This window comes from Pseudomonas lyxosi (genome assembly GCF_047758685.1).
GTDB classification, from domain to species: domain Bacteria; phylum Pseudomonadota; class Gammaproteobacteria; order Pseudomonadales; family Pseudomonadaceae; genus Aquipseudomonas; species Aquipseudomonas lyxosi.
In genome coordinates this window covers 3,684,118-3,710,839 of record NZ_CP180481.1, presented here as the reverse complement: position 1 = coordinate 3,710,839, position 26,722 = coordinate 3,684,118, and the positions used below count along the sequence as shown (strand labels likewise).

Annotated in this window: 20 protein-coding genes; 6 read left to right on the top strand and 14 right to left on the bottom strand. The window is 59.5% G+C overall.

What is annotated here, in order from left to right:
* Positions 1-4: 4 nt before the first annotated feature.
* Genes ACMXYI_RS17055 through ACMXYI_RS17040 form a run of 4 tightly spaced genes read right to left on the bottom strand, consistent with a single transcriptional unit; the run spans position 5 to position 3,868 of the window.
* Positions 5-805, bottom strand: a complete 801-nt coding sequence (locus ACMXYI_RS17055; RefSeq protein WP_129436919.1) for a carbohydrate ABC transporter permease — start codon at positions 803-805, stop codon at positions 5-7.
* Positions 806-813: 8 nt separating this feature from the next.
* The gene (locus ACMXYI_RS17050; RefSeq protein WP_030130907.1) at positions 814-1,680 is read right to left on the bottom strand and encodes a carbohydrate ABC transporter permease; all 867 of its coding nucleotides are present in this window, start codon (positions 1,678-1,680) and stop codon (positions 814-816) included.
* Positions 1,681-1,682: 2 nt separating this feature from the next.
* On the bottom strand, positions 1,683-2,774 hold the full coding sequence (locus tag ACMXYI_RS17045; protein WP_415768229.1) for an ABC transporter ATP-binding protein: 1,092 nt from the start codon (positions 2,772-2,774) through the stop codon (positions 1,683-1,685).
* A complete protein-coding gene (locus ACMXYI_RS17040) occupies positions 2,774-3,868 on the bottom strand; it encodes an ABC transporter ATP-binding protein (RefSeq protein WP_415768228.1) in 1,095 nt (364 codons plus the stop codon). Before ACMXYI_RS17040 ends, ACMXYI_RS17045 begins: the two co-directional genes overlap by 1 nt.
* A gap of 427 nt (positions 3,869-4,295) precedes the next feature.
* On the opposite strand from ACMXYI_RS17040, the gene ACMXYI_RS17035 reads away from it, so the two are divergent.
* Entirely contained in the window at positions 4,296-6,146 is a 1,851-nt protein-coding gene (locus ACMXYI_RS17035) for a sigma-54-dependent Fis family transcriptional regulator (RefSeq protein WP_415768226.1), read from the top strand.
* A gap of 128 nt (positions 6,147-6,274) precedes the next feature.
* Here ACMXYI_RS17035 and cysS read toward each other — a convergent pair whose 3' ends face one another.
* Positions 6,275-7,657: a cysteine--tRNA ligase gene (cysS, locus tag ACMXYI_RS17030; RefSeq protein WP_415768225.1), complete on the bottom strand. Its 1,383-nt coding sequence runs from the start codon at positions 7,655-7,657 to the stop codon at positions 6,275-6,277.
* A 17-nt stretch (positions 7,658-7,674) separates the two neighbouring features.
* Positions 7,675-9,372, bottom strand: coding sequence for a glutamine--tRNA ligase/YqeY domain fusion protein (locus tag ACMXYI_RS17025; RefSeq protein ID WP_415768224.1), 1,698 nt, complete (start codon positions 9,370-9,372; stop codon positions 7,675-7,677).
* A gap of 260 nt (positions 9,373-9,632) precedes the next feature.
* On the opposite strand from ACMXYI_RS17025, the gene ACMXYI_RS17020 reads away from it, so the two are divergent.
* Together ACMXYI_RS17020 and lpxH are read left to right on the top strand one after the other, a co-directional pair.
* Positions 9,633-10,139, top strand: coding sequence for a peptidylprolyl isomerase (locus tag ACMXYI_RS17020; RefSeq protein WP_415768223.1), 507 nt, complete (start codon positions 9,633-9,635; stop codon positions 10,137-10,139).
* Entirely contained in the window at positions 10,136-10,888 is a 753-nt protein-coding gene (gene lpxH, locus ACMXYI_RS17015) for a UDP-2,3-diacylglucosamine diphosphatase (protein ID WP_415768222.1), read from the top strand. Before ACMXYI_RS17020 ends, lpxH begins: the two co-directional genes overlap by 4 nt.
* A gap of 124 nt (positions 10,889-11,012) precedes the next feature.
* Here the strand turns inward: lpxH and ACMXYI_RS17010 are convergent, their stop codons facing one another.
* The 4 genes from ACMXYI_RS17010 to ACMXYI_RS16995 all read right to left on the bottom strand — a co-directional run bounded on the left by ACMXYI_RS17010 (position 11,013) and on the right by ACMXYI_RS16995 (position 15,768).
* Entirely contained in the window at positions 11,013-12,542 is a 1,530-nt protein-coding gene (locus ACMXYI_RS17010; RefSeq protein ID WP_095128971.1) for a DHA2 family efflux MFS transporter permease subunit, read from the bottom strand.
* A 65-nt stretch (positions 12,543-12,607) separates the two neighbouring features.
* Entirely contained in the window at positions 12,608-13,813 is a 1,206-nt protein-coding gene (locus ACMXYI_RS17005; RefSeq protein WP_415768220.1) for an efflux RND transporter periplasmic adaptor subunit, read from the bottom strand.
* Positions 13,814-13,828: 15 nt separating this feature from the next.
* On the bottom strand, positions 13,829-15,298 hold the full coding sequence (locus tag ACMXYI_RS17000) for an efflux transporter outer membrane subunit (protein ID WP_415768219.1): 1,470 nt from the start codon (positions 15,296-15,298) through the stop codon (positions 13,829-13,831).
* The gene (locus ACMXYI_RS16995) at positions 15,295-15,768 is read right to left on the bottom strand and encodes a MarR family winged helix-turn-helix transcriptional regulator (RefSeq protein ID WP_008146086.1); all 474 of its coding nucleotides are present in this window, start codon (positions 15,766-15,768) and stop codon (positions 15,295-15,297) included. The genes ACMXYI_RS17000 and ACMXYI_RS16995 overlap by 4 nt, the downstream gene beginning before the upstream one ends.
* Before the next feature lie 235 nt (positions 15,769-16,003).
* On the opposite strand from ACMXYI_RS16995, the gene ACMXYI_RS16990 reads away from it, so the two are divergent.
* Positions 16,004-17,173 carry an IS4 family transposase gene (locus ACMXYI_RS16990; protein ID WP_415768078.1) on the top strand — a complete coding sequence of 390 codons (1,170 nt, stop codon included), beginning with the start codon at positions 16,004-16,006 and terminating at the stop codon, positions 17,171-17,173.
* A gap of 135 nt (positions 17,174-17,308) precedes the next feature.
* On the opposite strand, the gene ACMXYI_RS16985 is transcribed toward ACMXYI_RS16990, so the two are convergent.
* The 3 genes from ACMXYI_RS16985 to ACMXYI_RS16975 form a co-directional block, all read right to left on the bottom strand.
* On the bottom strand, positions 17,309-20,983 hold the full coding sequence (locus ACMXYI_RS16985; protein WP_415768218.1) for a translocation/assembly module TamB domain-containing protein: 3,675 nt from the start codon (positions 20,981-20,983) through the stop codon (positions 17,309-17,311).
* Complete coding sequence (locus ACMXYI_RS16980) at positions 20,980-22,707, bottom strand: autotransporter assembly complex protein TamA (RefSeq protein ID WP_415768217.1); 1,728 nt, start codon at positions 22,705-22,707, stop codon at positions 20,980-20,982. The genes ACMXYI_RS16985 and ACMXYI_RS16980 overlap by 4 nt, the downstream gene beginning before the upstream one ends.
* 65 nt (positions 22,708-22,772) lie before the next feature.
* Complete coding sequence (locus ACMXYI_RS16975; protein WP_046047485.1) at positions 22,773-23,423, bottom strand: GNAT family N-acetyltransferase; 651 nt, start codon at positions 23,421-23,423, stop codon at positions 22,773-22,775.
* A gap of 176 nt (positions 23,424-23,599) precedes the next feature.
* On the opposite strand from ACMXYI_RS16975, the gene xthA reads away from it, so the two are divergent.
* Both xthA and ACMXYI_RS16965 read left to right on the top strand, forming a co-directional pair.
* The gene (gene xthA / locus ACMXYI_RS16970) at positions 23,600-24,412 is read left to right on the top strand and encodes an exodeoxyribonuclease III (protein ID WP_008146095.1); all 813 of its coding nucleotides are present in this window, start codon (positions 23,600-23,602) and stop codon (positions 24,410-24,412) included.
* A gap of 204 nt (positions 24,413-24,616) precedes the next feature.
* Positions 24,617-25,957, top strand: coding sequence for a substrate-binding domain-containing protein (locus tag ACMXYI_RS16965; protein WP_415768216.1), 1,341 nt, complete (start codon positions 24,617-24,619; stop codon positions 25,955-25,957).
* Between the two features lie 188 nt (positions 25,958-26,145).
* On the opposite strand, the gene ACMXYI_RS16960 is transcribed toward ACMXYI_RS16965, so the two are convergent.
* Complete coding sequence (locus ACMXYI_RS16960; RefSeq protein WP_129436934.1) at positions 26,146-26,664, bottom strand: ankyrin repeat domain-containing protein; 519 nt, start codon at positions 26,662-26,664, stop codon at positions 26,146-26,148.
* Positions 26,665-26,722: the final 58 nt, after the last annotated feature.

Here is a 26,722-nt window from a genome sequence, read left to right as displayed (position 1 = left end):
CTCCTCAGACCCGGCCCAGGGCAAAGCCCTTGGCCACGTGGTTGCGAACAAACCAGATCACCAGCATGCCTGGCAGGATAGTCAACACCCCCGCCGCCGCCAGCACGCCCCAGTCGATGCCGGACGCCGAGACCGTGCGCGTCATCACCGCCGCAATCGGTTTGGCGTTGACCGACGTCAGCGTTCGCGCCAGCAGCAGCTCGACCCAGGAAAACATGAAGCAGAAAAATGCCGTTACACCGATCCCGGAACCAATCAGCGGAACGAAAATCTTCACGAAGAACTTGGGGAAACTGTAGCCGTCGATGTAGGCGGTTTCGTCGATTTCCTTAGGAACGCCGGACATGAAGCCTTCAAGGATCCACACCGCCAACGGCACGTTAAACAGGCAATGAGCCAACGCGACGGCGATGTGCGTATCGAACAACCCGATCGAGGAATACAGCTGGAAGAACGGCAACAGAAACACCGCCGGTGGTGCCATGCGGTTGGTCAGGAGCCAGAAAAACAGGTGCTTGTCACCGAGGAACCGATAGCGCGAGAACGCATACGCCGCCGGCAATGCCACGCTCAGCGAAATCACCGTGTTCAGGCTCACGTAGTACAGCGAGTTGAGGTAACCGGTGTACCAGGCCGGATCGGTGAAGATCACCTTGTAGTTCGCGAAGGTGAAATCCTGCGGAAACAACGTCAGGCCGCTGAGGATTTCGGTGTTGCTCTTGAAGGACATGTTCAGCAGCCAGTAAATCGGCACCAGCAGGAACAGGATGTAGATCACCAGCGGAATAAGCTTTCTCTTGCTCATGGCAGACCTCAGCGGTTGGCGTCAGAGTGAGTCATGGCCGTATAGAACAGCCAGGACACCAACAGGATGATCAGGAAGTACACCAGCGAGAAAGCCGCCGCCGGGCCGAGGTCGAACTGCCCGATCGCCATTTGCGTCAGGGTCTGACTCAAGAACGTCGTGGCATTCCCCGGACCGCCACCGGTCAGCACAAACGGCTCGGTGTAGATCATGAAACTGTCCATGAACCGCAGCATCACCGCGATCAACAGCACGCTCTTGAGCTTGGGCAGCTGGATGTGTCGGAAAACCGCCCAGGCCGATGCCCGATCAATCCGCGCCGCCTGGTAGTACACGTCCGGAATCGCCCGCAGCCCCGAGAAACACAACAGCGCCACCAACGACGTCCAGTGCCAGACGTCCATCACCAGTACCGTGACCCAGGCGTCCATGGTGTTGGCTGCATAGTTGTAGTTCAGCCCCATGGCCTTGAGGCTGGCGCCGAGCAATCCAATGTCGGCCCGGCCGAAGATCTGCCAGATGGTGCCGACCACGTTCCACGGAATCAGCAACGGAATCGCCAGAATGATCAGCACCAGCGACGACCAGCGGCCCTTGATCGGCATGGTCAGGGCGATGGCGATGCCCAGCGGGATTTCGATCAGCAGCACACAGCCGGAGTAAATGAACTGACGCAGTAATGAGTCATGCAGGCGCGGATCGAGCAGCACTTGCTTGTACCAGTCGGCGCCGACGAAGTAGCGGCTGGACTGGTCGAAGATGTCCTGCACCGAGTAGTTGACCACGGTCATCATCGGGATCACCGCACTGAACGCCACCAGCAAAAACACCGGCAACACCAGCCACCAGGCCTTGTTGTTCTGCACCTTGTTCATGGCTACGTCTCCAGGAGATATTCGTCGGCATACACCATCAACCATTGAGTTGGAAAGCTGATGTAGGCGGTTCCCTCAGGCACTGGCTTGTCTTCGGCCAGGCGCACTTTCAAAGGGGCGCCGTCGAGGTTCAGGGTCATGATCTTGTAGGTGCCAAGGTCTTCGACGTGTACGACTTGTGCCTGCATCGCCTCATCAAACGGCTCGTCCCACACATGCACGAACTCTGGACGGATGCCGACCTTCAGGGTTTTCCACTCGGATTCGGCGATGCGTTTCTGTTGAGGCTCGGAAAGTGGCAAATGAGTCGAGGCGAAACCGACACCGCCGGGTTGCGGCTGTACGTCGATCAGGTTCATCCCCGGACTGCCGATGAAATAGCCGACAAAGGTGTGGCTCGGCCGCTCGAACAGTTCTCGCGGCGTACCGAATTGCACAATCTGCCCGCCGTACATCACCGCAATTTTGTCGGCGAAGGTCGAGGCTTCGAGCTGATCGTGGGTGACGTAGACCATGGTGATGTTGAACTGCTCGTGGATCTGCTTGAGCTTGCGCCGCAGCTTCCACTTCAGGTGCGGGTCGATCACGGTCAGCGGTTCATCGAACAGAATCGCCGACACGTCATCGCGCACCAGCCCACGGCCCATGGAGACTTTCTGCTTTTCATCAGCCGTAAGATTGCGCGCCTTCTTGTACAACAACGCCTGAAGGTCGAGGACTTCGGCGATTTCCTGCACCTTGCTATGAATTTTCGCCTCGGCCATGCCCTGATTGCGCAGCGGGAAGGCCAGGTTGTCGAACACCGTCATGGTGTCGTAGACCACCGGAAACTGGAAAACCTGGGCGATATTGCGCTTCTCGGGGGTCAGGTCGTTGACCACTTTGCTGTCGAACAGCACCTGGCCCTGGGACGGACTGAGCAATCCGGAAATGATGTTGAGCAAAGTCGACTTGCCGCAGCCCGAAGGCCCGAGCAAGGCATAGGCACCGCCCTGCTCCCAGACGTGGTCCATCTCGCGAATCGCGTAATCCTCGGGGCCGGTCGGCGTGCGGGTGTAACTGTGGGCAAGGTGCTGCAAACGGATTTCGGCCATCAGGCAACCCTCGCGATACGACGACCGGGCGCCTGGACCAGCCGCCCCTGCGTATCGAAGACAAACAATTTATGGGTCGGGATATAGATACGAATCGGCGCATCGACGTCGTATTCGTGAACGCCGGGCAAGTGCAGCACCAGCAGGAAATGCTCGTTGCGCACGTGCAGGAAGGTTTCCGATCCGCTGATCTCGGCCACCTCGACGGTTACCGCCAGTTCCAGATCATCGTCGTTGCTCGGCACCAAGGAGATGTGGCTCGGTCGCACGCCGAAACGAAACTCGCCCTCGCCTACCGGCCGCAAATCGACGTTGAGCGGGAAGTGCACGAAATTGGCGAAACTGACTTCGTTGCCGGCGATACGCCCCGGCATCAGGTTGATTGGCGGCTCGGAGAACAGCTCCGCCGCCAGCACGGTTTGCGGCTGGTGATACACCTCGGAAGACTTGCCGCTCTGGATCACCCGACCTTCGTGAAGAATGGTGGTGGTGCCGCCCAGCGCCAAGGCTTCGTTGGGTTCGGTGGTGGCATAGATAGCGATGGTGTGGTGAGCCTTGAACAGCTCGCGCATTTCCTGACGCAGTTCTTCGCGCAGTTTGTAGTCGAGGTTCACCAGCGGCTCGTCGAACAGGATCAGCTCGGCATCCTTGACCAGCGCCCGGGCCATGGCCGTGCGCTGTTGCTGGCCGCCGGAAAGCTCAAGCGGATGGCGCTGGAGGAATTTCTCGATGCGCAGCATCTTCGCGGTTTCCAGCACTTTGCTCTGGATCAGCTCATTGGACACGCCGCCCTGGCGCAAGGGCGAGGCGATGTTCTCGAACACCGTCATGGTCGGGTAGTTGATGAATTGCTGATAGACCATCGACACGTTACGCAAACGCACCGGGCGCTGGGTGACGTCGACGCCGTTCATCAGAATGCGGCCGCTGTCAGGTTTGTCCAGACCGGCCATCAGGCGCATGAGACTGGTTTTGCCGGACAGCGTACGCCCGAGCAAAACGTTGAAGGATCCGGCTTCGAAATTAAGGCACGCATCATCGATCCAGGTCTGGCCCTCGACGGTGCGGCTGACGTGCTCCAGGGTTAATGACATGGCTCGGCCTTTTTATTATTGGAGTCAAGCGACCGGAGCTACAGAGCGACATTCGTGCCAGAAACTGCAAGCCGTTGATCCGGCTTGAGAATCCTTCAAGTGGAAGAAAAACTGCGTTCATTGCTGAACAGAAATGAACAACCGCGACTGAACAATTGAACAACCCGGCGGTTGACAATGAACAATAGTGAACAACACTCTACGGATGCTTTTACTGCGGGAAATTCTGAATTGCGCGCGCCCTTGTAGCAGCTGCCGAAGGCTGCGTTCGGCGACGCAGTCGTCGTGGAATCAGGCGTCGCGGTGTATCAGGATGACCGCGTTTACAGGTTTGACGACGACTACGTCGCCGAACGCAGGCTTCGCCAGCTGCTACATGAATCGCGCTACTTATAACAAAAATAATAATGCTCAGAGATCGATTGCCATGGCCGCACCCGCCTTGCCGCTCTCCCACGACGCCATCATCCAGGACTCCTGGTCCCGTTGCCGCGCGTTCGGCCTCAATCATCAGAGCGCCCCGGCGTTCGATCAGTTGCCGGCCGAGGGCATTGCGCAATTGCTGGAGAGCCAGCACTCACTGGTGCAAACCACTCACCAGGAAGTCCTGCCGTACTACGAGAACATCCTCAGCAACTCCAACTGCCTGATCATGCTCGCCGACAATCAGGGCCAGGTGCTGACGTCCTGGGGCACCCAGCGTTTTATCGAGCCGAACCTGACCCGCGGTTTCAGCGCCGGTGCCAGCTGGATGGAGCGTTGCAGCGGCACCAATGCGATCGGCACCGCGCTGGCCTGCGAACAGGCGGTGCACATCGAGCACGACGAACATTTCCTCAAGGCCAACCGTTTCATGACCGGCTCCGCCGCACCGATTTTCGATGCCGAACGCAAGGTGATCGCGGTGCTGGATGTGTCCAGCGACAGCTACCTGCCGCCATCCCACACGCTCGGCATGGTCAAGATGATGAGTCAGACCGTGGAGAACCGGCTGATCCTCAACCTGTTCCATGGCCAGCATTTCCAACTGACCTTCAACACCGGACTGAACAACCTCGACAGTCAATGGGCCGGGCTGCTGATTTTTGATGAAACCGGTCAGGTGCTGTCCGCCAACCGTCGGGCCGACAATCTGCTGGGCATCAGCCTGTCGCGGGTCAGTGTTGAAAGCCTGTTCAAAGTCTCACTGCTGGAGTTGCTGAACCAGCCGGACGGCCTGCCCTTCGCCTTGCAAACCTCGGGACGCAACCGCTTCCAGTGCCTGTTGAAGCGGCCGAAACAGGCAGTGATTCAGGCGCGAGTATTTTCTGAAACAAAGAGCGCAGAACCCACGGTGGCGACACCGGCAGCGATCAGCCTCAACACCCTGCATTTCGGTGACAGCCGCGTGGAAAAAGCCGTGCGCCAGGCCGAGCGGTTGCTGGAGAAAGACATTCCGTTGTTGATCCACGGCGAAACCGGGGTCGGCAAGGAAGTCTTCGTCAAAGCCCTGCATCAAGCCAGTTCGCGCAGTAAAAAACCCTTCATCGCCGTCAACTGTGCAGCCATTCCCGCCGAACTGGTGGAATCCGAGCTGTTTGGCTACGAGAAAGGCGCGTTCACCGGTGCCAACCAGAAAGGCAGCATCGGGCTGATCCGCAAGGCCGACAAAGGCACCCTGTTCCTTGATGAAATCGGCGATATGCCGTTGCCGACTCAGGCTCGGCTGCTGCGAGTGTTGCAGGAGCGTTGCGTGCAACCGGTGGGCAGCAGCGAGTTGTTCCCGGTGGATATCCGGATTATTTCCGCGACCAACCGCTCATTGCGCGAGCAGGTTCAGTTGGGGCGCTTCCGCGAGGATTTGTACTACCGGATTGGTGGTTTGACCCTGGAACTGCCGCCGCTTAGGGAACGCAGTGATAAAGAGGCCTTGTTCAAACGTCTGTGGGAACAGCACCGCGAACCATCGCAGTGGGCCGGGTTGAGCCGAGAGGTGCTGGAGTTGTTCAGCCGTCATCCGTGGCCGGGGAATTTAAGACAGGTCAGCAGCGTGATGCAGGTAGCGCTGGCCATGGCCGAGGAACAACCGGTGCGGCCGGAGCACTTGCCGGATGATTTTTTTGTGGATCTGGAGATGGAACCGGTTGAAACGCCGGAGCCGTTGGCGGTGGATTTGAATGATGCTGAGGATTTGAATCGGTTGTTGCAGGCGGCGGGAGGCAATATCTCCCATCTGGCCCGCAGACTCGGAGTAAGCCGCAACACCCTCTACAAGCGATTGCGCCAGTCAGGCGACTGATCGTTCCCACGCTCCGCGTGGGAATGCAGCCAGGGACGCTCCGCGTCCCATGCCGAAGCGGACGCGGAGCGTCCATTGAGGCATTCCCACGCAAAGCGTGGGAACGATCAGTGGAGCAAACGCAGTAATCAGTCAGCCAGACGCCAGGTCGTGCCGCCCTTTCCGTCTTCCAGCACCACGCCCATGGCGGTCAGCTGGTCGCGGATACGGTCGGATTCGGCCCAGTCTTTACCAGCACGAGCCGCCAGACGCGCAGCAATCAGCGCATCAACCTCTGCCGCATCAACCCGCCCTTCGGCACCGGCCTGCAGGAAGTCATCAGCTTCGAGCTGCAACACACCCAGCACGCTAGCCAATTCCTTCAAGCGAGCTGCCAGACCCGCCACCGCATCAAGATCACTCTCGCGCAGACGGTTGATCTCACGAACCATCTCGAACAGCACGGCACACGCTTCCGGCGTACCAAAGTCGTCGTTCATCACCTGAGTGAAACGCTCGACAAAGGCTTCACCGCCAGCAGGCGCCACGCTCGGCAGGCCTTTCAACGCATGGTAGAAACGCTCGAGCGCGCCTTTGGCGTCCTTGAGGTTGTCTTCCGAATAGTTGATCGCGCTGCGGTAGTGGCTCGACACCAGCAGGTAACGCACGACTTCCGGGTGGTACTTTTCCAGCACGTCGCGAATGGTGAAGAAGTTGTTCAAGGACTTGGACATCTTCTCGCCATTGATGCGAATCATGCCGCAATGCATCCACGCGTTGGCGTAGGTCTTGCCGGTGGCCGCTTCGCTCTGGGCGATTTCGTTTTCGTGGTGCGGGAACTCGAGGTCGCTGCCGCCGCCATGAATGTCGAAGGTCTCGCCTAGGCAGCAGGTGGACATCACCGAGCATTCGATATGCCAGCCCGGACGACCGTCACCCCAAGGCGAAGGCCAGCTCGGCTCGCCCGGCTTGGCGCCTTTCCACAGCACGAAGTCCAGCGGGTCCTGCTTGGACTCGTCGACTTCGATCCGTGCGCCGATGCGCAGGTCTTCGATTTTCTTGCGCGACAGCTTTCCGTAGCCCATGAACTTGGCGACGCGGTAGTACACGTCGCCATTGCCCGGGGCGTAGGCGTAACCCTTGTCGATCAGGGTCTGGATCATCGCGTGCATGCCGGGGATATGCCCGGTGGCGCGCGGTTCCATGTCCGGCTTCTGGATGTTCAGGCGCGCTTCGTCTTCGTGCATCGCCGCGATCATGCGCTCGGTCAAGGCTTCGAACGACTCGCCGTTCTCGTTGGCCCGATTGATGATCTTGTCGTCGATGTCGGTGATGTTGCGCACGTAAGTCAGGTCGTAGCCGCTGAACCGCAACCAGCGGGTCACCAGGTCAAACGCGACCATGCTGCGGCCGTGGCCCAGGTGGCAGTAGTCGTACACGGTCATCCCGCAGACGTACATGCGCACCTTGTTACCATCCAGCGGTTTGAAGACTTCTTTGCTCTTGGTGAGCGTGTTGTAGATCGAAAGCACTTTAGAGGTTCCTTGAATCACTGGCCCCACGAATCACGCAAGGTCACGGTACGGTTGAACACCGGAGACCCTGGTTTCGAGTCCTTGATATCCGCGACGAAGTAACCTTCGCGCTCGAACTGGAAACGGTCTTCCGGCTGTGCATTGCCCAGCGAGGGTTCAGCACGACAACCGGTGAGGACTTGCAGCGAGTCAGGGTTGATGTTGTCCAGGAAACTGGCGCTGTCTTCGGCCTTCTCAGGGTTGGCCGAACGGAACAGGCGATCATACAAGCGCACTTCGCACTCGACGCTGGCCGCGGCCGGCACCCAGTGCACCACGCCTTTGACCTTGCGGCCTTCAGGGTTCTTGCCCAGGGTTTCCGGATCGTACGAGCAACGCAGTTCGACGATGTTGCCATCGGCGTCCTTGATCGCTTCGTCGGCGCGGATCACGTAGCTGCCGCGCAGACGCACTTCGCCAGCAGGTTCCAGGCGTTTGTAGCCTTTTGGCGGCTCTTCCATGAAGTCTTCACGGTCGATGTAGAGCTCACGGGCGAACGGCAGAACGCGCATACCCATGTCTTCTTTCGGGTGGCACGGCAGTTCGAGGTTCTCGACCTGGCCTTCCGGGTAGTTGGTGATCACGACTTTCAGCGGGCGCAGCACGCACATGGCACGCGGGGCGCTGTGGTCGAGGTCGTCACGGATGCTGAATTCCAGCATGCCGAAGTCAACCACGCCGTCGGAACGGTTGGTGCCGATCATTTCGCAGAAGTTGCGGATCGATTTCGGCGTGTAACCACGGCGGCGGAAGCCGGACAGCGTGGACATGCGCGGATCGTCCCAGCCATGAACGTGCTTTTCATCGACCAGTTGCTTGAGCTTGCGCTTGCTGGTGATGGTGTAGTTCAGGTTCAGACGGCTGAATTCGTACTGACGCGGTTGCGCCGGCACGGGCAGGTTCTCGAGGAACCACTCGTACAGCGGACGATGGCTTTCGAACTCCAGGGTGCAGATCGAGTGGGTGATGCCTTCGATGGCGTCCGACTGACCGTGGGTGAAGTCGTAGTTCGGGTAGATGCACCACTTGTCACCGGTCTGGTGGTGGTGAGCGTGGCGGATGCGATACATGATCGGGTCGCGCAGGTTCATGTTCGGCGAGGCCATGTCGATCTTGGCCCGCAACACACGTGCGCCATCCTTGAATTCACCGGCCTTCATGCGGGCAAACCAGTCCAGGTTTTCTTCCACGGAGCGATCGCGGAACGGGCTGTTCTTGCCCGGCTCGGTCAGGGTGCCACGGTATTCCTTGGCCTGCTCAGGGCTCAGGTCATCGACGTAGGCCTTGCCGGCCTTGATCAGCTCAACGGCCCAGTCGTGCAACTGGTCGAAATACTGCGAGGCATAGCGCACTTCACCGGACCATTCGAAGCCCAGCCATTTGACGTCGCTTTCGATCGCGTCGATGTATTCCTGGTCTTCCTTGGCCGGGTTGGTGTCGTCGAAACGCAGGTGCGTGACGCCGCCAAATTCCTGGGCCAGGCCGAAGTTCACGCAAATCGACTTGGCGTGACCGATGTGCAGGTAGCCGTTGGGCTCAGGCGGGAAACGGGTGACGATCTGCGTGTGCTTACCCGAGTCCAGGTCCGCCTGGATGATCGGGCGCAGGAAATTGACCGGCACGGCAGGGCCGGTCTTGGAATTCGAGGTAGGGTCGACAGTGGGCTTGCTCATAGGATCCTTGAACGTACAAGTGCGCGGCCAGTTGGCCAAATCAAAGCGGCTGTTAAAACAAAGGGGCTTATCATAGCCGATGCCGTCAAGTCGCTGACAGAGCAGGCCCGAAAACGGCTGCATTTAATCGGATGCAAATGAAAAACAGCCTCGAAATTCGCGCCCGGCACGCTAAACTGCGCATCTTGGCTGTTGCTGGCCAGACCGGTTGGGGGCTGTAACGCCCCGAAACCCACGAATTCATATAAAGAGTACCGATCATGACCCAAGTCAAACTGACCACCAACCATGGCGACATCGTCCTGGAACTGAACGCTGAAAAGGCACCGCTGACCGTTGCCAACTTCATCGAGTACGTCAAAGCCGGTCACTACGAAAACACTGTTTTCCACCGCGTCATCGGTAACTTCATGATCCAGGGCGGCGGTTTCGAGCCAGGCATGAAAGAAAAGAAAGACAAGCGCCCAAGCATCCAGAACGAAGCCGACAACGGTCTGCCGAACGAGAAGTACACCGTGGCCATGGCCCGCACCATGGAGCCGCATTCGGCTTCCGCCCAGTTCTTCATCAACGTGGCTGACAACAGCTTCCTGAACCACAGCGCCAAGACCACTCAAGGCTGGGGCTACGCGGTATTCGCTAAAGTCGTTGAAGGCACCGACGTTGTCGACAAGATCAAAGGTGTTTCCACCACCATGAAATCCGGCCACCAGGACGTACCAGCAGAAGACGTGATAATCGAGAAAGCCGAGATCATCGAAGCGTGATACTGCTGATTTCAGACTTGCATCTGGAAGAGGAGCGCCCGGACATCAGCCGGGCGTTTCTGGATTTGCTCGCCGGACGCGCCCGCTCGGCGAGTGCGTTGTACATCCTGGGCGACTTTTTCGAGGCGTGGATTGGCGACGATGCCATGACGCCGTTCCAGCGTTCCATCTGCCAGGCCCTGCGCGAACTCAGCGACAGCGGCACGGCCATTTTTCTGATGCACGGCAATCGCGACTTCATGCTTGGCCAGGCCTTCTGTAAACAGGCCGGCTGCACGCTGTTGAAAGACCCGAGTGTCGTGCAATTTTACGGTGAGCCGGTGCTGTTGATGCACGGCGACAGCCTCTGCACCCGCGACGAGGCTTATATGAAGCTGCGTCGTTACCTGCGCAATCCGATCACCCTGTTCATCCTGCGGCACTTGCCTTTGCACACTCGCCATAAACTGGCGCGCAAGCTGCGCAGTGAAAGCCGTGCGCAGACGCGGATGAAGGCCAATGACATCGTTGATGTCACGCCGGAAGAAGTGCCCCGGATCATGCAGGCCTATGGCGTGAAGACCTTGATCCATGGGCATACCCATCGCCCGGCCATTCACAAATTGCAGATTGGCGAGCAGGCGGCCAAGCGGATTGTGTTGGGGGATTGGGATCGTCAGGGGTGGGCGTTGCAGGTGGATGAACAAGGGTTTGCGTTGGCGCCGTTTGATTTCGCACCGCCGCCACAACTCGCAGCACCCGCGAACTAACCGCCGAACACAAAACCCTTGTGGGAGCGGGCTTGCCCGCGATGGCGGAATCACATTCAACACCTGTGTTGACTGATACACCGTCATCGCGGGCAAGCCCGCTCCCACAGAGGATTGTGGTGACTCAATGGCCGGAAGCAGCAGGCCCCGCCTTCGCCGCAAACGGCGGTTTCGCCAGCCACACCAGCACAATCAAGCCCATGAATGCCCACCCCAGCAACGTGAAGTAATCCACGGTGGAGAGCATGTACGCCTGACTGGTCAGCACATGATCCAGTTGCGCATACGCCGGATTGCTCGCCCCGCCCAGGCTGTTCAACGCCTCGCGGGTAGCCGGCTCATAGGTGCTGATGCTTTCGCTCATATAGGCGTGGTGCTGATCCGCCCGGCGAATCCAGATCCAGGTCGTCAACGAGGCCGCAAAACTACCGCCCAACGTCCGCAGAAACGTCGCCAAGCCCGCGCCGTCGGCGATCTGGCTCGGTGGCAGATCCGACATCAGAATGCTCAAGGTCGGCATGAAGAACAGTGCCACGCCAATCCCCATGAACAGCTGCACCAGAGCGATGTGCTGGAAGTCCACTTCGTTGGTAAACCCGGCACGCATGAAGCAACTCAGGCCAATCGCCAGGAACGCCAGACCAGCCAACAGTCGCAGGTCGAATTTGTGTGCGTATTTGCCGACAAACGGCGACATCAGCACCGGCAGAATCCCGATCGGCGCCACCGCCAGACCCGCCCAAGTGGCGGTATAGCCCATCTGGGTTTGCAGCCATTGCGGCAGGATCAGGTTGATCCCGAAGAACCCGGCGTAACCCAACACCAGCACAATCGTGCCGATGCGGAAGTTGCGGTAAGCGAACAGGCGCAGATTGACCACAGGGTGTTTGTCGGTCATTTCCCAGATCACGAACACCGCCAGCGCAATCACCGAAATGGCCGCGCCGATGAGGATGAAGTTCGACTCGAACCAATCCAGGTCGTTGCCCTTGTCGAGGATCACCTGCAACGCGCCGACGCCAATGATCAGGGTGATCAAACCGACATAATCCATCGGCTGGTAGCTGGTTTCCACCGGCCGCGCCTTGAGTTGCTGGCGCACCACCATCACCGCGAAAACACCGATCGGCACGTTGATAAAGAAGATCCACGGCCAGCTATAGCTGTCGGTAATCCAGCCGCCGAGGATGGGACCGGCAATCGGCGCCACCACCGTGACCATCGCCAGCAACGCCAGGGCCATGCCGCGCCTGGCGGGCGGATAGACGGCAATCAGCAGCGTTTGAGTCATCGGGTACAACGGACCTGCTACCAGACCTTGAAGCACCCGAAAGCCGATCAACTCCGGCATCGAGGTCGAGATACCGCACAGAAACGAAGCCAGCACGAACAGAATCGTCGCCCAGAGAAACAGCTTCACCTCGCCGAAACGCCGGCTGAGCCAACCGGTCAGTGGCAGCGCGATGGCGTTGCTCACGGCGAATGAAGTAATCACCCAAGTGCCCTGCTCCGAACTCACGCCCAGGTTGCCGGAAATCGTCGGCAGCGCCACGTTGGCGATGGTGGTGTCGAGCACCTGCATGAAGGTCGCCAGAGACAGGCCGATGGTGCTGAGCAGCAGGCTGGGCGGCGTGAAAGACGCGTTATTGCTCATCGCGAATCCTTTGAAACTTGGCTGGCGCGGCGCCTTTTAACGGGCGCCGCTGAGGGATTGGCGAATCAGCGTTGAACGGTTTTGCTGACCGCAGCGCTGTTGTCGTGGATCAACTGAGTGATCATCGCGTCGGCCTCGGCCAACTGACGGTCATAGACGTTGGTGCTGAACGAGGCCTTTTGCGGCGGTTGTTGCGCCAGCACCGGGCCGCTCTGGTCGCGCAGGTTCACATCGACCTGAGTCGACAGGCCGACCCGCAACGGGTGCTTGGCCAGTTCTTCGGCGTTGATGTGAATCCGCACCGGCACCCGCTGGACGATCTTGATCCAGTTACCGGTGGCGTTCTGCGCCGGCAGCAAGGCAAACGCACTGCCGGTGCCCGCACCGAGGCTGTCGATGGTGCCGCTGAACTTCACGTCGCTGCCGTAGAGGTCGGCTTCGATGTCTACGGGCTGACCGATGCGCATGTCACGCAGTTGGGTTTCCTTGAAGTTGGCGTCGATCCACAGCTGATCCAGCGGAATGACCGCCATCAATGCGGTGCCCGGCTGGACGCGTTGGCCCAGTTGTACCGAGCGTTTGGCCACGTAACCGGTGACCGGCGCGATCAAGGTGCTGCGGGAGTTGTTCAAGTAAGCCTGACGCAATTGCGCGGCAGCGGACATCACGTCCGGGTGCGACGACACCACGGTGTCATCCACCAAAGCACTGGTGGTTTTCAGTTGCTGCTTGGCGTTGGCCAGGGCGTTTTGCGCCGAGGTCAGGTCGTCGCGAGCATGGGACAGTTCTTCCTGGGAAATCGCGCCGCCAGCGGCGAGGTTTTTCCGGCGATTGAAGTTGTCCTGAGCCTTCTGCACTTCGGCCTGTTGGGCGTTGACCTGGGCTTTCATGCCGTCGACGTTGCTGTACAAGCCGCGCACCTGACGCACGGTGCGGGCCAGATTGGCCTGGGCACTTTGCAGACCGACTTCGGCGTCGTTCGGGTCGAAGTTGATCAGCACCTGACCTTCGTGAACCAGGTCGCCGTCGTCGGCACCGATGCTGACCACCGTGCCGGTGACCAGCGGAGTGATTTCCACCACGTTGCCGTTCACATAGGCGTCGTCGGTGCTTTCGTTCCAGCGCCCGTAGAATTCGTGATAACCCCAGACGCCGATACCGGCGAGGACTACCACGATAGCCAGAACGACCAGCATGACTTTGCGTTTGCGCGAATTGCTCGTGTCTTGAGCGTTGTCAGGGGTTTGTGTTGTTGTATCGGCAGTGGCCATGACAAATACCTTGAATTAGTTGTGCTGCGTGGCTGGGGTTGCGTTGGCTGCGGTCAGGGTTTCGCCCTGGAAGCCGCCGCCCAGCGCCTGCATCAGTTGGATCGACAGGTCGATCTGCTCGGCATTCAGGTTGGCCAGCTGACGCTGGGCCTGGAGCAATTGCTGCTCGATGCTGAGCACGTCCAGGTAATTCCCGATGCCGGAACCGTACCGCTGGACCACGGTGTTGTAAGAATCCTGGGCAATGTCGGTGGCGTGCTGCTGAGCCCCGATTTGCCGGCCGATATCGCGTAACTGGTTGATGGCGTCGCTGACATCACCCAGGGCTTTCACCAGGCTTTTGTTGTACTGCGCCACGGCGAGGTCGTAATCGGCGTCGCGGGAATCGAGGTCGGCACGCAGGCGGCCGCCGTCGAAAATCGGCACCGAGATCGTCGGCGCAATATTGAAGAACCGACTGGCCGAACCGAACATCGCGTCGCCCAGCAAAGATTCGGCACCGGCCGCGGCGCTAAGGTTCAAGTTTGGATAGAACTGGGTTTTGCCGGCGTCGATGTTCTTGCTCGCCGCCTCGACCCGCCAACGCGCGGCCACCAGGTCTGGACGGCGACCCAACAGCTCGGCCGGCAGCACCGAGGGCAACGCGACGGCGCTGGCCTGAAGGATTTTCGGCCGGGCGATTTCGTTGCCGCGATCCGGGCCTTTACCGAGCAAGACGGCCAAAGCGATTTTCGCGCTTTGCAGGCGTTTTTCGGCATCGATCAGGCTGGCTTCGGACGTGGCTTCCAGGCTTTCGGTTTGCTGGAACTGGTATTGACTGTCGATCCCCGAGCTCAAGCGACGCTGGCTCAGGTCGAGCATTTGCTTGGTGCGCTTGAGGTCTTCATTGGCCAGGTCATAGACGATATGCGCCTGACCCAGATCGCTGTAGGCGCGAGCGACGTCGGCGGACAACGTCAGCTGAGCGGCTTGCTGATCGACTTCGGCAGCACGGGCCTGGCCCAGTGCGGCTTCCCAGGCATCACGCTGACCGCCCCAGAGGTCGAAGTTGTAATTGAAAACGGCGCCGATGTTGCGCACGGTGGAATAGGTGCCGCCCTGCCCGCTCGGGTCTTGATCGCGGGCCAGACGCGAGCGGCTGACGCCTGCGCTGGCATCGAGGGTCGGCATCCGCTCGGCATCGGCGGCATACGCGGCAGCGCTGGCCTGGTGGGCGCGGGCGTCGGCGATTTGCATGTCGGGGCTGTCGTGCAGGGCTTCGCGGATCAAGCCGTCGAGCTGTGGGTCGCCGAGGCTTTTCCACCAGTCGCTTTTCGGCCAGGCCGCGGGCGACAGGGTCACGCCGCTGAGGGATTGCCCGGCCTTGAGGGTTTTCGCATCCAGGCTTTTGCCTTCGGTGGTCAGGCCGCTGTAGCTGGCGCAACCGGCCAGGGTCATGGCCGCCAGCACCAGGCTCAGGCCGGTACGCAGGGTTCTACTGCTCATTTGTCACCTACCCGCAGCAGGGTGATCGAGTCACCGGCTGCCACCAAAATTTTCTTCAGGATCTGTTCGAGGGTCTGCAACTCCTCTGGGGTGATCGCGCCGGCCAGTTCATTCATGGCGTCGGCGCCGATCTCCGGCAGGCGGTCAGTCAACTGCTGGCCTTGTTCGGTCAGCACCAGCTGAACCTGACGGCGATCCGCCTCGGAGCGTTGGCGGGCGAGGAAGCCTTTCTGTTCCAGACGATCGAGCATGCGGGTCATCGAACCGCTGTCGAGCGACAGGTGACGGCACAGCTCGGCCGGCGTATCGACGCCGAACTGGGCCATGATGATCAGCACTTTGAACTGCGCGGCGGTGATGCCGTGGGGTTCCATGTGCGTGTCGATGATCCGGTCCTTGAGCAGCGCAGCGCGCCCGAGCAGGAGGCCGAGATGGCAAGTGTGGAATTCGTCCGGGGTGAAATGTTTCATCTGACCACCAATTAGCTGCCTAGGCAGAGAATATATGTCGAGATGTTACTGCCTAGGCAGCGAATGTCAACGTAATAGTTAGGTTGCTTGCTATTTAGCTGATAAATGGCTCACGACTGATCGTTCCCACGCTCTGCGTCACTAGTGTCCGGTAAAAACCGAAGGGGGAGCTTGCTCCCCCTTGCTGTGCCTGCTTCGTAAGCAATAATCAGGTTTTCAGACTTGATTTTCGCCCATGTTCAGCAGCACTCGATTTGCGCAAATGCTTCAAGCCCTTCCTCATCAGCTCTTCAAAGCCGCCGTCAAACGCTGTGGCGCTGATCGTTACGCCAAACAATTCACGTCCTGGGATCTGCTCGTCACGCTGATTTACGGTCAGCTGACGCAAGCCAAAAGCTTGCGTACGTTGGCGACAGCCTCGCAGTCGCTGCAACCCCATCGCCACCACCTCAACGCCAAGAACATGGTGCGTTCGACCCTTTGTGATGCGTTGAACAAGCGCAGCTCAGAGCCGTTTCGGCTGGCCTGTGAGCACTTGCTTCAAGGCATTGGCCGCAAGCAGCGCAAGTCGCTCGAAGCCATGATCACCCTGATCGATTCGACCTCGATCAGCCTGCGCGGACCCGGTTTTGACGAATGGACCACCGCGACGAAAACCCGCATAACCCAAGGCTTGAAGGTACATGTGGCCATCGATCCACAGCAAACAGCCCCGACTTACGTAAACATCACCGCCGCCAACGTCAACGATCTGAGCGATGCCCTGACCATGCCGCTTGAAGCAGGTATGACGTACGTTTTCGACAAGGGTTACTGCGACTACAACTGGTGGCACCAGATTGATCAGATGGGTTCTTTCTTCGTCACCCGACTGAAGAAAAACGCCAATCTAAAGCCGGTAGAAAATTTGAGGGAAAAGGATGCACCCGAATTCATTGAGGCGGACGAATCGGTATTGTTCGGGAAGAAATACCTGAACACTCGACGTCCGAATCTCTACCAAAATCAGGCTGTGCGTCGGGTTCAGATCCGCCGAGAGGACCACGAAACGCCATTGATTCTGGTCACCAACGACTTCTCTCGCTCAGCGGAGGAGATCGCCGATCTGTACAAACAACGTTGGCAGATCGAACTGTTTTTTAAGTGGATCAAGCAAAACCTCAAGCTCAAACGGTATTTCGGCTTCTCTGAAAATGCCGTTCGTTTGCAGATCTACAGCGCCTTGATTACCTATCTTTTGCTGCATCTTTATCAGCGCCGTTCAGGTTGCTCGGGATCTATTTCAGACTTTGCCATTCGGCTAACCCACAGCTTGTTCGAACGCCCATTAAGCATTGAACACCTTGAACAGCGAAGGCAAAAGCGAACAAAGCTGAAGGCTGCCCAAGGCAGCCTTCAGCTTTGAAAAGGTTTTACCGGACACTAGTGACGCTCTGCGTGGGAATGCAGCCCGTGACGCTCTGCGTCACATTCGGAAGCGGACGCGGAGCGTCCAGTGAGGCATTCCCACGCGGAGCGTGGGAACGATCAGGTTGGGGGGTTAGAAGTCCCGCTTGTAGAAGATATCCAGCGAACTGGCCACGCCGCCCGCCGCTTCGAGGTAGACCTTCTTGCTCAGCTTGTAACGCAAGGCGATGGTGTTGGCCGGCTCGAACACGCCAACGCCATAACGCAGGCTGAGCTTCTCAGAGATATTGCCGCTGGCCACCACGCTGGTGGCGTTGCCGCTGCCCTGGGTGTCGAGCTGGAAATCCTGAATGCCCAGGTTCTTGGCCAACCCGCTGGTCACCCCCGAACTGCCCATCAAGCCCAACCCCAGCGCGGCTTGGGCGAGCATGTTGTTGTCCTCACCGCTGGTGCTCAGCGGACGCCCCAGCACCAGATAGGACAGCGCCTGCTCCTGGCTCATCGCCGGCTCGGAGAAGATTTGTGTGGTCGGCTGCTCGGCGCTGCCGCTCAGGCGAATGCCGGCGATCACGTCGTCGGTCTGGCGAATCGCTTCGATGTCCAGATACGGCTGGTCGATCGGGCCGGCAAACAGCAAACGCGCCCGGCGCACGGTCAACCGCTGACCGTAGGCACGATAACGCCCATCGTTGAGCCAGAGCTCGCCGCGGGTGTCCATGTTGTCGCCGATGTGCACGTGACCTTGCAGGTTGGCGGTCAGGCCAAACCCGGCAAAGCTGAGTTTGTCCTGACCGACCACCACATCGATGTCCATTGCCATGGCCATCGGCGGTTTGCCCTCTTCGGTCTGCTGGCCGACGATCACCGTGTCATCGGACACCTTGACCGTCGATGGCGGCAACTCGCGCACGGTGATCTCGCCTTTCGGCACCAGCACCTTGCCGGTAATCGCCAGTTTGTCGTCCTTCACCGAAATCTTCAGGTCCGGCGCCATTTCCAGCTTGGCGTACGGCTCGACGGTGACGGGCAATTGCGTGCCTTTGAGCGCCAGATCCACCACCAACGCCTGACCCCAGGCGATGTTGCCGTTCAAGGTGCCCTGCCCGGTCTTGCCGCTTTTCCAGCCGCCGTTCAACTGCACGGTTTCGCCGGCAATCACGGCTCGAAGTTGCAGCGCTTCGAGGTCCATCGGCAGTTCAGGCCCGGAAATCTCGCCGTTGCTGAGCAACAGATTGCCGTTGACCTGCGGCGCCAGCAGCGTACCTGCGAGCGTGCCACTGCCATTCAAGCGTCCGGTCAGTTTCTCGACCATCGGCACAAACGGCCGCGCTACCGACAGGTCCAGTCCATTCAAACGGAATGAGCCGGTCAGTGGCTTGTCCTTCGGTAACGGATTGATCTGCGCCTGGAGCATAAGCTCACCGAGCTTGCCGCCGACGAAGTTGAGATCAGTGTCGATGCGCTTGGGCGTGAGTTTGCTGTTCAGTTTCAGGGTCTGGTACGGGAAGTCCAGCCACTGGTCCTTTTCCTTTATGCGCAACGTGCCGCCGCTGGCATCGATGCTGATCTGGCCGTTCGGGCCGCTGGCCGGCAGGTCCAGTTGCAGGTCGGCGTTGAGTCGGCCCTTCCAGGCGAAATCCTTGGGCAACCACTGCGCCAGGCTGTCGATCGGGAACTGTTTGAGGTGATAACGCAGCTTCGGCTCAGGCATCAGGCGCTGATCCTCACCGCACAGGCTGGCCGGGCCGGACGTCCAGCAGTGAGCGCCAAAATTGATCTTGCCGTCCGCCAGCCGTTCAAGCTTCGCCGGACCTTGCAGCTTCCAGTCCTGACCGCCGGCCTGGATATCGCCGCTGGCCAGCCGCCCACGCCAATTGCCTTTGTCCAGATTACCGTCGAGGCCGAGCGCGAGTTTCAGCTTCGGCCCTTGCAGGTCGAGGGTGAGTTTCTGGTTTTTGATATCGCCCTGGCCGCTGGCGGTCAGCGTCCCCAGTGACGTCTCACCGGCCTGAATGCTGCTGGCCTTGAGGTCGATTTTCGCGCGCTGCGCGCTGTCGAGGGTGGCGTCCAGGTTCAGGCTTTGCAGACGATTGTCTTCGAAGGCCAGTTGCGTACCTTGCAGCCCGAGCTTGCCTTGCGGGGCCTTGAGCGTCCCGGCGACATCGATGCGACCATTGAGCTGGCCGCGCAGTTGCGGCCACAGCTGGGCCAGGCGCGGCAGCTTGATATCGATCTGGCCGGCGAGCTTCTGTTGCAAGCTGCCCTTGCCGTTGATGCTGTTGTCGCCGAGGCGAATTTGCAGCGCGTTGAGGTTCCATTGCTCACCACCGCCATCGGCTTTGGCCTGGATCACTGCCGGTTGGCCACGCAGTTTGCCTTTCAAGTCGAGATCAGCGGTCAGGCTGAGTTTTTCATTCTTCATCTCGCCTTTACTGCGCAACGGTCCGGCCAGCGTGCCCGGCAACTCCGCGACCCAGTACGCCGGGTTGATCGCCGACAGGTCCAGCGCCGTGTCCCAGGCAATGCCGTCGGCGAACTGCAGGTTCAGGTGCCCTTCGGCCTTGCCCTGCCCGGCTTCGAGCTGAATTTGTTGCAGGTAGATTTTCGTCAGGTCGCCGCTGAACGGGCTGGTCAGGCTGAATGCGCCGGCCGGGCCGTCGAGTGCGGCTTTGAAGCTACCGAGGTATTTACCGTCGGTGTAGGAGACTTCACCGTTGAAGCTGCGCAACGCCACTTCTGGCTCGTCGATCAGCGGATAGAGGCGATGCCATGGGAAATCCAGCCAGTCGATTTTTGCATCGGCGCTCAGGCCTTTGCTCCAGTCGAGGTTGCCGGTGAGTTTGAGGCTTTGCTTGTCGTTGGCCGTGAGGTCCAACCCGGCGATCTGAGCGCCGTTGGCGTCGACCTTGCCTTGCAGCAACAACGCGACCGGGCCAAGTTCTGCGGGCAACGTGGCTTTGCCGAGCAACTGGTAACCGTTTTTCAGGTCGCCGTCGCCGGTGAGTTCCAGTTGGTTGAGTTGTAGCGTGTCCGGCAAATCGGCGCCGGGCTTGAAGCCGTCAGCGGTGATCCGCACTTTAGCCGGCAAGTTTTCCACCAGCGGTTGCAGTTCGCCGGTCAATTGTCCGTTGAGGTAACCGCTGCTGTCGGCTTTCAGGTTCAGGGTTTTCAGCAGATCGCCGTCGACCTTTAGCGCCAGCGTCCAAGGCCCGGTGCCGGGGGCTGGCAGGGTCAGTTTGCCTTCAGCCTTGAGCGGCCAGTTACCGCTGGGTTGCAGCAGGCCTGAAATATTCAGGCTCAGGTCATCCCTTTGCAACTGAACGGAATCGATCTGCAAGCCGTTGGCCGTCCAGTGCGCCGCCAGTTGCAGGCCCTTGAGCTCTTCGCTGCCGTTGAACATCAGGCTGCCGACCTGAACATCGCCCAACTCGATGGCCAAAGGCAGTTTCAAATCCGGGAGGCTGATCGACCCGCTGCTTTCTTCTTCCGTGCCTGGCGGAAATTGCAGGCTGACTTGATCGGCTTTCAATTGCTCGATGCACAGGGTCATGCGCGTCAGGCACAGCGGCGACCAGGCGAAAATCACCTTGTTCAGCTCAACCCGGCTGCTGTCCTGCTGCCACAGCACATGGTCGGCACTCCACTGCCCGCCCAAACGGCCCTGGAAATTCTCGACGGTCAAACCTGGCACAAACCCCAGCGCCCAACGACTGCCCGTCGCCGTGCCAAGCACCGTGGCCACGGTCAAAACGACCAGCATCAGCAGCGCCAGAATCGCCAGCAGCGTTATTTTCAAACCACGATTCACAGCTCAGGCCCCATGGAAAAGTGCAGTCGAATGCCGCCGTCATCGTCCATCGCATGGGCCAGGTCGAGGCGTATCGGCCCCACTGGCGAGACCCAGCGCACGCCGATACCGACACCGGTCTTGAGGTCCGGCAGTTCGAGGGTATTGAAGGAATTGCCTTGGTCGATGAAGGTCGCGACCCGCCATTTTTCGGCGATGGAGTACTGATACTCGACGCTGCCGGCAACCATGTAACGGCCACCGATGCGGTCACCCTCGGAGTTTTCCGGGGACAAGCTCTGGTAGTCGTAGCCACGCACGCTCTGATCGCCACCGGCGAAGAAGCGCAGCGACGGCGGCACCGATTTGTAGCCATTGGTGGCGCTGCCGCCGACCTGCACCCGACCGAGGAAGCGGTGCTTGTCGAAGACCGTGGTCAAGCCTTTCACCAGTGCAGTGCCGTAGACCAGATTGGTGTCCGAACCCAAACCTTCCTTGGCCACTTTGGTCTCGAATTCCAGGCGATAACCGTTATGCGGGTCGATGCGGTTATCACTTTTTAGATAGGAATAGCTGACACCTGGCATCAGCAACGTGCTGAGCCCCGAGTCGTCGCCGAGCCTGTATTCCTCGCGCTGCCATTTGAGCGACACCACTCGCTGCCAACCGCTGGGCAACTTGCTGTGCCACTCGGGGCCGATGGTCAGCAGTTTGCTGAGGGAGTCCTTGTCGGCGATTTCTTCGTTCTGATAACCACCGGCGAACCGCAGCTTGTCGGTCAGCGGCGGGTCCAGGGGAATGTCATAGAACACACCGACGTTCTGCCGCGGCGCCGAGACTTCGGTCTCCCAGCCATAGCTGTGCCCTTGAGGGTTGACCCAGTGCCGGGTCCAGTTGGCCTTGACCCGTGGGCCGACGTCGGTGGAATAGCCCAGCCCCAGGCCCATGGTCCGTGGTTTGCGGGTTTCGAGTTTGACGTCCACCGGGATCACGTCGTTCTTGGACGCCGTCGGCGCCGCATCCACCCGCACGCTTTCGAAATAGCCGCTCGATTGCATCGCCTGATTGAGCTCGGCGATCAGTTCGGAGTCATAAGGCGCGCCCGCCTTGAATGGCACCATGCGCCGCAGCAAGTCTTCGTCGAACGGCGTGTCACCTTCGAAACTGACCTTGCCCAGTGAATAACGCGGGCCGCTGTTGTAGATCAGTTCGATGTCGGCCACGCCGGCTCGCGGGTCGACCGACAATTTCTGGCTGCTGAAATAACCACTGAAAAAGCCATATCGCGAAGCCTGATTCTGAATCAGGCGCTTGGCGTCTTCGTAATGGCCATGGTTGAGCACGGCGCCGGTTTTCAGCGCATCGCTTTTGGGTACACGAAAGGATTTGAGGGCGGCGGCCGGGCCGTCGATGCGAATAGTGACGTTGCGCAAATGCACCGGCTCGCCGGGATCGATGTTCAGCACCAGGCGAGGCGTCTTGCCACCCTTCACATCCGAGTCGATCTGCGGCTGGTAATAACCCAAGGCCTGGGCGGCCTTGCGTGCCTGTTCTTCGGCGCCACGACTGAAGCGCAGCAAGGCTTCCTCGTCACGATCGCCGAGGCTGCCGATATAGCCCTCTATATTGGCTTTCAGTTCATCGTTGGACGGTTTGATCCGAACATCCAATTCACTTTGCGCCAGCGCCGCGCAGCTGGTAATCAGCATCAGCACGCCGCTGGTCATTCTTCCTGGAAATTTCATAGGCGCGGATGCTATCACGAGCTTGGGAGCGTGATAGAGCCTGGCGTGCAGTGAAAGTTCTACCTTTATGCCGTTGCTGTTTGTAACACCTGCGGATTGGCGTGGAAAAACACGTGTTCGCGAATCGGTCCTACGGCGACCTCACCGATTTCCTCATAGCCCTGACGCTTATAGAACTCCAGATAACGAGGATTCCCGGTATCGAGGATTACGCCCTCGGAGTGTTCATCCACTGCGCACCAGTTATGCACCGCTTGCAGCAATTGTTCGCCAAAGTGCTTGCCCTGGAATTGCGGATGAACCCCCAGCAATGGCAGCAGGTGCACCGAGTCGGACGGCACGCAAGCCATCACGGCATCGTGATACTCGAGATAACGTCGGGTGCAGCGAAACCCGGTGCTGAGCACCATGCGCAGACGCCAGGCCCAACTTTCAGTGATGCCCAGGCGACGTTGCGGCGGCGCGATCAGCGCGATGCCGATCAACCGGTCATTGACCAGCAGGCCGATGGCCGGCAAGTCCTGAAGAAAGTGTTGTTTGACCAACTCGCGCACGGTGGCACGGACCCGCTGTTCATAACCGGGGCGTTCCGCTTCGAACAGGTAGCCGAACGTCGGCTCATGCCGGTAAGCCTGGTACAACAGCGAACGTGCTTCGCGGGAATAGCCGCTGTCGAGCATGTGAATATCGGCGATGACGGTCGAGGTTTCGGGCATAACGGTAATTCTCCCCTGGGCGAGGCTCAAAAAGGCCTCGTTCTTATTGGTACGAGCCTTGCGCAGTCGCGATCGTTCCCACGCCCCCAGACATTAGCAGCGCATTTGGACTACTGCCACGCTGGCCCCATTCCTACATGTCAGCTAGCATCGCCCTTTTGCCAGGACTGCCGACCATGAAGATCGTCTCCTTCAACATCAATGGGCTGCGCGCTCGCCCCCATCAGCTGGCGGCGCTGATCGAAAAGCATCAGCCAGATGTGATCGGACTGCAGGAAACCAAGGTTCACGACGACCAATTCCCGCTGGCCGAGGTTCAGGCGCTGGGTTATCACGTGTATTTCCACGGTCAAAAAGGTCATTACGGCGTGGCCCTGCTCTCGCGCCAGGAACCTATCGCGCTGCACAAAGGTTTCGCCACCGATGAAGAAGACGCTCAGCGCCGCTTCATCTGGGGCACGTTCGCCGATGCCAATGGCGTGCCGGTGACCATCATGAACGGCTATTTCCCACAGGGCGAAAGCCGCGATCACCCGACCAAGTTCCCGGCCAAGGAACGCTTTTACAGCGATCTGCAGCAATTGCTGGAAAGCCAGTTCAGCAACGATCAGCCGCTGGTAGTAATGGGCGACGTGAACATTTCCCCGGAAGACTGCGACATCGGTATCGGCCCGGACAACATGAAACGCTGGCTGAAAACCGGCAAATGCAGCTTCTTGCCGGAAGAACGCGAGTGGATGGCCCGTTTGAAGAACTGGGGCCTGGTGGACAGCTTCCGTCACTTGAACCCGGAGGTGGCCGACCGTTTCAGCTGGTTCGACTACCGTAGCCGCGGTTTTGAGGATGAGCCCAAGCGTGGGCTGCGGATTGACTTGATCATGGCGTCCCACGGGTTGTTGCCACGCGTGAAGGATGCAGGTGTGGATTACGAATTGCGCGGGATGGAAAAACCGTCGGATCACGCGCCGATCTGGCTTGAACTGAGCTGATATCTACCTATCGACATAGATCAACTGTGGGAGCGAGCTTGCTCGCGATGAGGACCTGACATTCAACATCAATGTTGGCTGACGGTCTGCCATCGTCGGAACGCCGCCCGGAGCAAGCTCGCTCCCACATTTAGCAACTGTCATCTTTCAGAAACCTTACTGACTTATTCTCCCGGCACTTCCTTTGGCTTATAAGGTGCTGGCATGACGCTGCGCGTGTTGTTCCTGTTGATGCTGTGCGCCTGGCTGCCGCTGACGACTTCGGCTGGCGATTTGCCGACGGCCGAGGCTGGCCCGGTGTTGCGCATCCAGGGTTCCAACACCATTGGCGCGGCATTGGGCCCGGCGCTGGTTGAGGGGTTGATGCGCGAACAGGGCCTGCTCAAGGTTCACAGCGAAGCCCCGGACAAAGCCAACGAACTGCGCGTCATCGGCGAAACCGTTCAGGGCCGCCGGGTCGCGGTGGACATCGCGGCCCACGGTTCCAGCACCGGTTTCACCGCCCTGAAAACCGCCACCGCCGACCTCGCCGCCTCCTCGCGCCCGATCAAGGACAGCGAACGAACAGATCTTGCACGCATGGGCGACTTTAAAAGCCCCGGCGCCGAGCAGGTCATCGCCATCGATGGCCTGGCGATCATTCTTCATCCGCAAAATCCGTTGAGTGAACTGAACACCGAACAACTGGCGCGAATCTTCAGCGGCGAAGCAAAAACCTGGGAAGAACTCGGCGGCAGCGGTGGGACGATTCATCTCTATGCGCGGGATGACCAATCGGGCACCTACGATACGTTCAAGGAATTGGTCCTCAACCGTCGTGGGAAAACGCTGAGCAGCGCTGCGAAACGGTTCGAATCCAGCGAGCAATTGTCCGACGCGGTCAGCCTCGACCCGCAAGGTATCGGCTTCATCGGCCTCCCTTACGTGCGCCAGGCCAAAGCCGTGGCGATTGCCGATGGCCAATCCCAAGCCATGCTGCCGCTCAACAGCCTGATTGCCACGGAAGACTATCCGTTGTCCCGGCGGCTGTTCTTTTACCTGCCACCCAACGGGAAAAATCCCTGGGCCGAAGCACTGGTGGCGTTCGCCCAAAGCAGCAAGGGTCAGGCGATTGTCGCGGCCAATGGTTTTATCGCCCAGACCGTCCAGGCCATGACCGTCACACCGAATGCGCTGATGCCCGAGGGTTATCAAGCACTCAGCCGTCACGCCCAGCGACTGACCGTGAATTTCCGTTTCGAAGAAGGCAGTGCGACGCTGGACAACAAGGCCCGGCAGGACCTGTCGCGGGTGCTCGACTATATAAAACAGCGCGAGAAAACCAATCGGCAGGTAACGCTGGTGGGGTTTGGCGACGCCAAGAGTGATCCGGCGCGCGCCGATCTGCTGTCGAAACTGCGCGCGATGGCGGTGCGACGGGAACTGGTGAAAAGCGGTGTGGTGTTTCGCGAGATTCGTGGTTTTGGCGCCGAGATGCCAGTGGCGGCCAATAGCGCGGATGAGGGGCGAATCAAGAATCGGCGGGTTGAGGTTTGGGTGTATTGATGGAGTGTGTAGCAGCTGTCGAGCTTGCGAGGCTGCGTTCGGCTCGGGCCGCGTTCGGACGCAGCAGTCGTAAAACCTGCATGTGCGGTCTCCCTGAAACACCGCATCGCCTGATTTCACGACTGCTGCGCAGCCGAACGCAGCCTCGCAAGCTCGACAGCTGCTACATGGCGGCTACAGAATGCCAATCAGCCAAGCAGTTTCTGCAACTGCGCCGTGGTATCCACCGCGCCCATGGTCTTGGCGGCATCCAGCGCAGAGACGCCATTGGCATCCTTGGCTTTCGGGTCGGCGCCTTTGCTGATCAGGTAGTCGACGATTTCGACGCGATTGAACATCGCCGCCATCATCAGCGCAGTACGACCGTCGAAGGACGAACCTTCCACTTGCGCGCCGCCTTCGACCAGTGCCTTGACTACCGCAAGGTCACCCTTGAACGCCGCCCCGGCAATCGGGCTCTGGCCGTTGTCGTTGCGGATTTCCGGGTCGGCCTTGTGTTCGAGCAGGACTTTTACGGTATCCACATGGCCGTGGTAAGCGGCCAGCATCAGCAAGGTGTCGCCCTTGTGGTTACGCAGGTTCGGCGGCAGGCCCTTGGTCAACAGCGCAGCCATCATGGCCGCATCGCCCTCGCGCGCTTTGTTGAATACCTGTTCGGCAAATTCAGCGGCTTCTTCGGGGGTCATCTGGCGGCTTTGGTCTGACATTGGGCACTCCACGTTCGGTTATTCGCAAAGCCGACAGTTTCCCGAGCAGCCCCGAGGC

Excerpts from the sequence above, each read along its gene's own strand:
- ACMXYI_RS17035 (WP_415768226.1), top strand. The coding sequence starts at position 4,296 with ATGGCCGCACCCGCCTTGCCGCTCTCCCACGACGCCATCATCCAGGAC.
- ACMXYI_RS17045 (WP_415768229.1), bottom strand. The coding sequence starts at position 2,774 with ATGGCCGAAATCCGTTTGCAGCACCTTGCCCACAGTTACACCCGCACG.
- ACMXYI_RS17050 (WP_030130907.1), bottom strand. The coding sequence starts at position 1,680 with ATGAACAAGGTGCAGAACAACAAGGCCTGGTGGCTGGTGTTGCCGGTG.
- ACMXYI_RS16995 (WP_008146086.1), bottom strand. The coding sequence starts at position 15,768 with ATGAAACATTTCACCCCGGACGAATTCCACACTTGCCATCTCGGCCTC.
- ACMXYI_RS17040 (WP_415768228.1), bottom strand. The coding sequence starts at position 3,868 with ATGTCATTAACCCTGGAGCACGTCAGCCGCACCGTCGAGGGCCAGACC.
- ACMXYI_RS16975 (WP_046047485.1), bottom strand. The coding sequence starts at position 23,423 with ATGCCCGAAACCTCGACCGTCATCGCCGATATTCACATGCTCGACAGC.
- ACMXYI_RS17020 (WP_415768223.1), top strand. The coding sequence starts at position 9,633 with ATGACCCAAGTCAAACTGACCACCAACCATGGCGACATCGTCCTGGAA.
- ACMXYI_RS17055 (WP_129436919.1), bottom strand. The coding sequence starts at position 805 with ATGAGCAAGAGAAAGCTTATTCCGCTGGTGATCTACATCCTGTTCCTG.
- ACMXYI_RS17025 (WP_415768224.1), bottom strand. The coding sequence starts at position 9,372 with ATGAGCAAGCCCACTGTCGACCCTACCTCGAATTCCAAGACCGGCCCT.
- xthA (WP_008146095.1), top strand. The coding sequence starts at position 23,600 with ATGAAGATCGTCTCCTTCAACATCAATGGGCTGCGCGCTCGCCCCCAT.
- ACMXYI_RS17010 (WP_095128971.1), bottom strand. The coding sequence starts at position 12,542 with ATGAGCAATAACGCGTCTTTCACGCCGCCCAGCCTGCTGCTCAGCACC.
- ACMXYI_RS16980 (WP_415768217.1), bottom strand. The coding sequence starts at position 22,707 with ATGAAATTTCCAGGAAGAATGACCAGCGGCGTGCTGATGCTGATTACC.
- ACMXYI_RS16960 (WP_129436934.1), bottom strand. The coding sequence starts at position 26,664 with ATGTCAGACCAAAGCCGCCAGATGACCCCCGAAGAAGCCGCTGAATTT.
- ACMXYI_RS17000 (WP_415768219.1), bottom strand. The coding sequence starts at position 15,298 with ATGAGCAGTAGAACCCTGCGTACCGGCCTGAGCCTGGTGCTGGCGGCC.
- ACMXYI_RS17005 (WP_415768220.1), bottom strand. The coding sequence starts at position 13,813 with ATGGCCACTGCCGATACAACAACACAAACCCCTGACAACGCTCAAGAC.
- ACMXYI_RS16965 (WP_415768216.1), top strand. The coding sequence starts at position 24,617 with ATGACGCTGCGCGTGTTGTTCCTGTTGATGCTGTGCGCCTGGCTGCCG.
- ACMXYI_RS16990 (WP_415768078.1), top strand. The coding sequence starts at position 16,004 with ATGTTCAGCAGCACTCGATTTGCGCAAATGCTTCAAGCCCTTCCTCAT.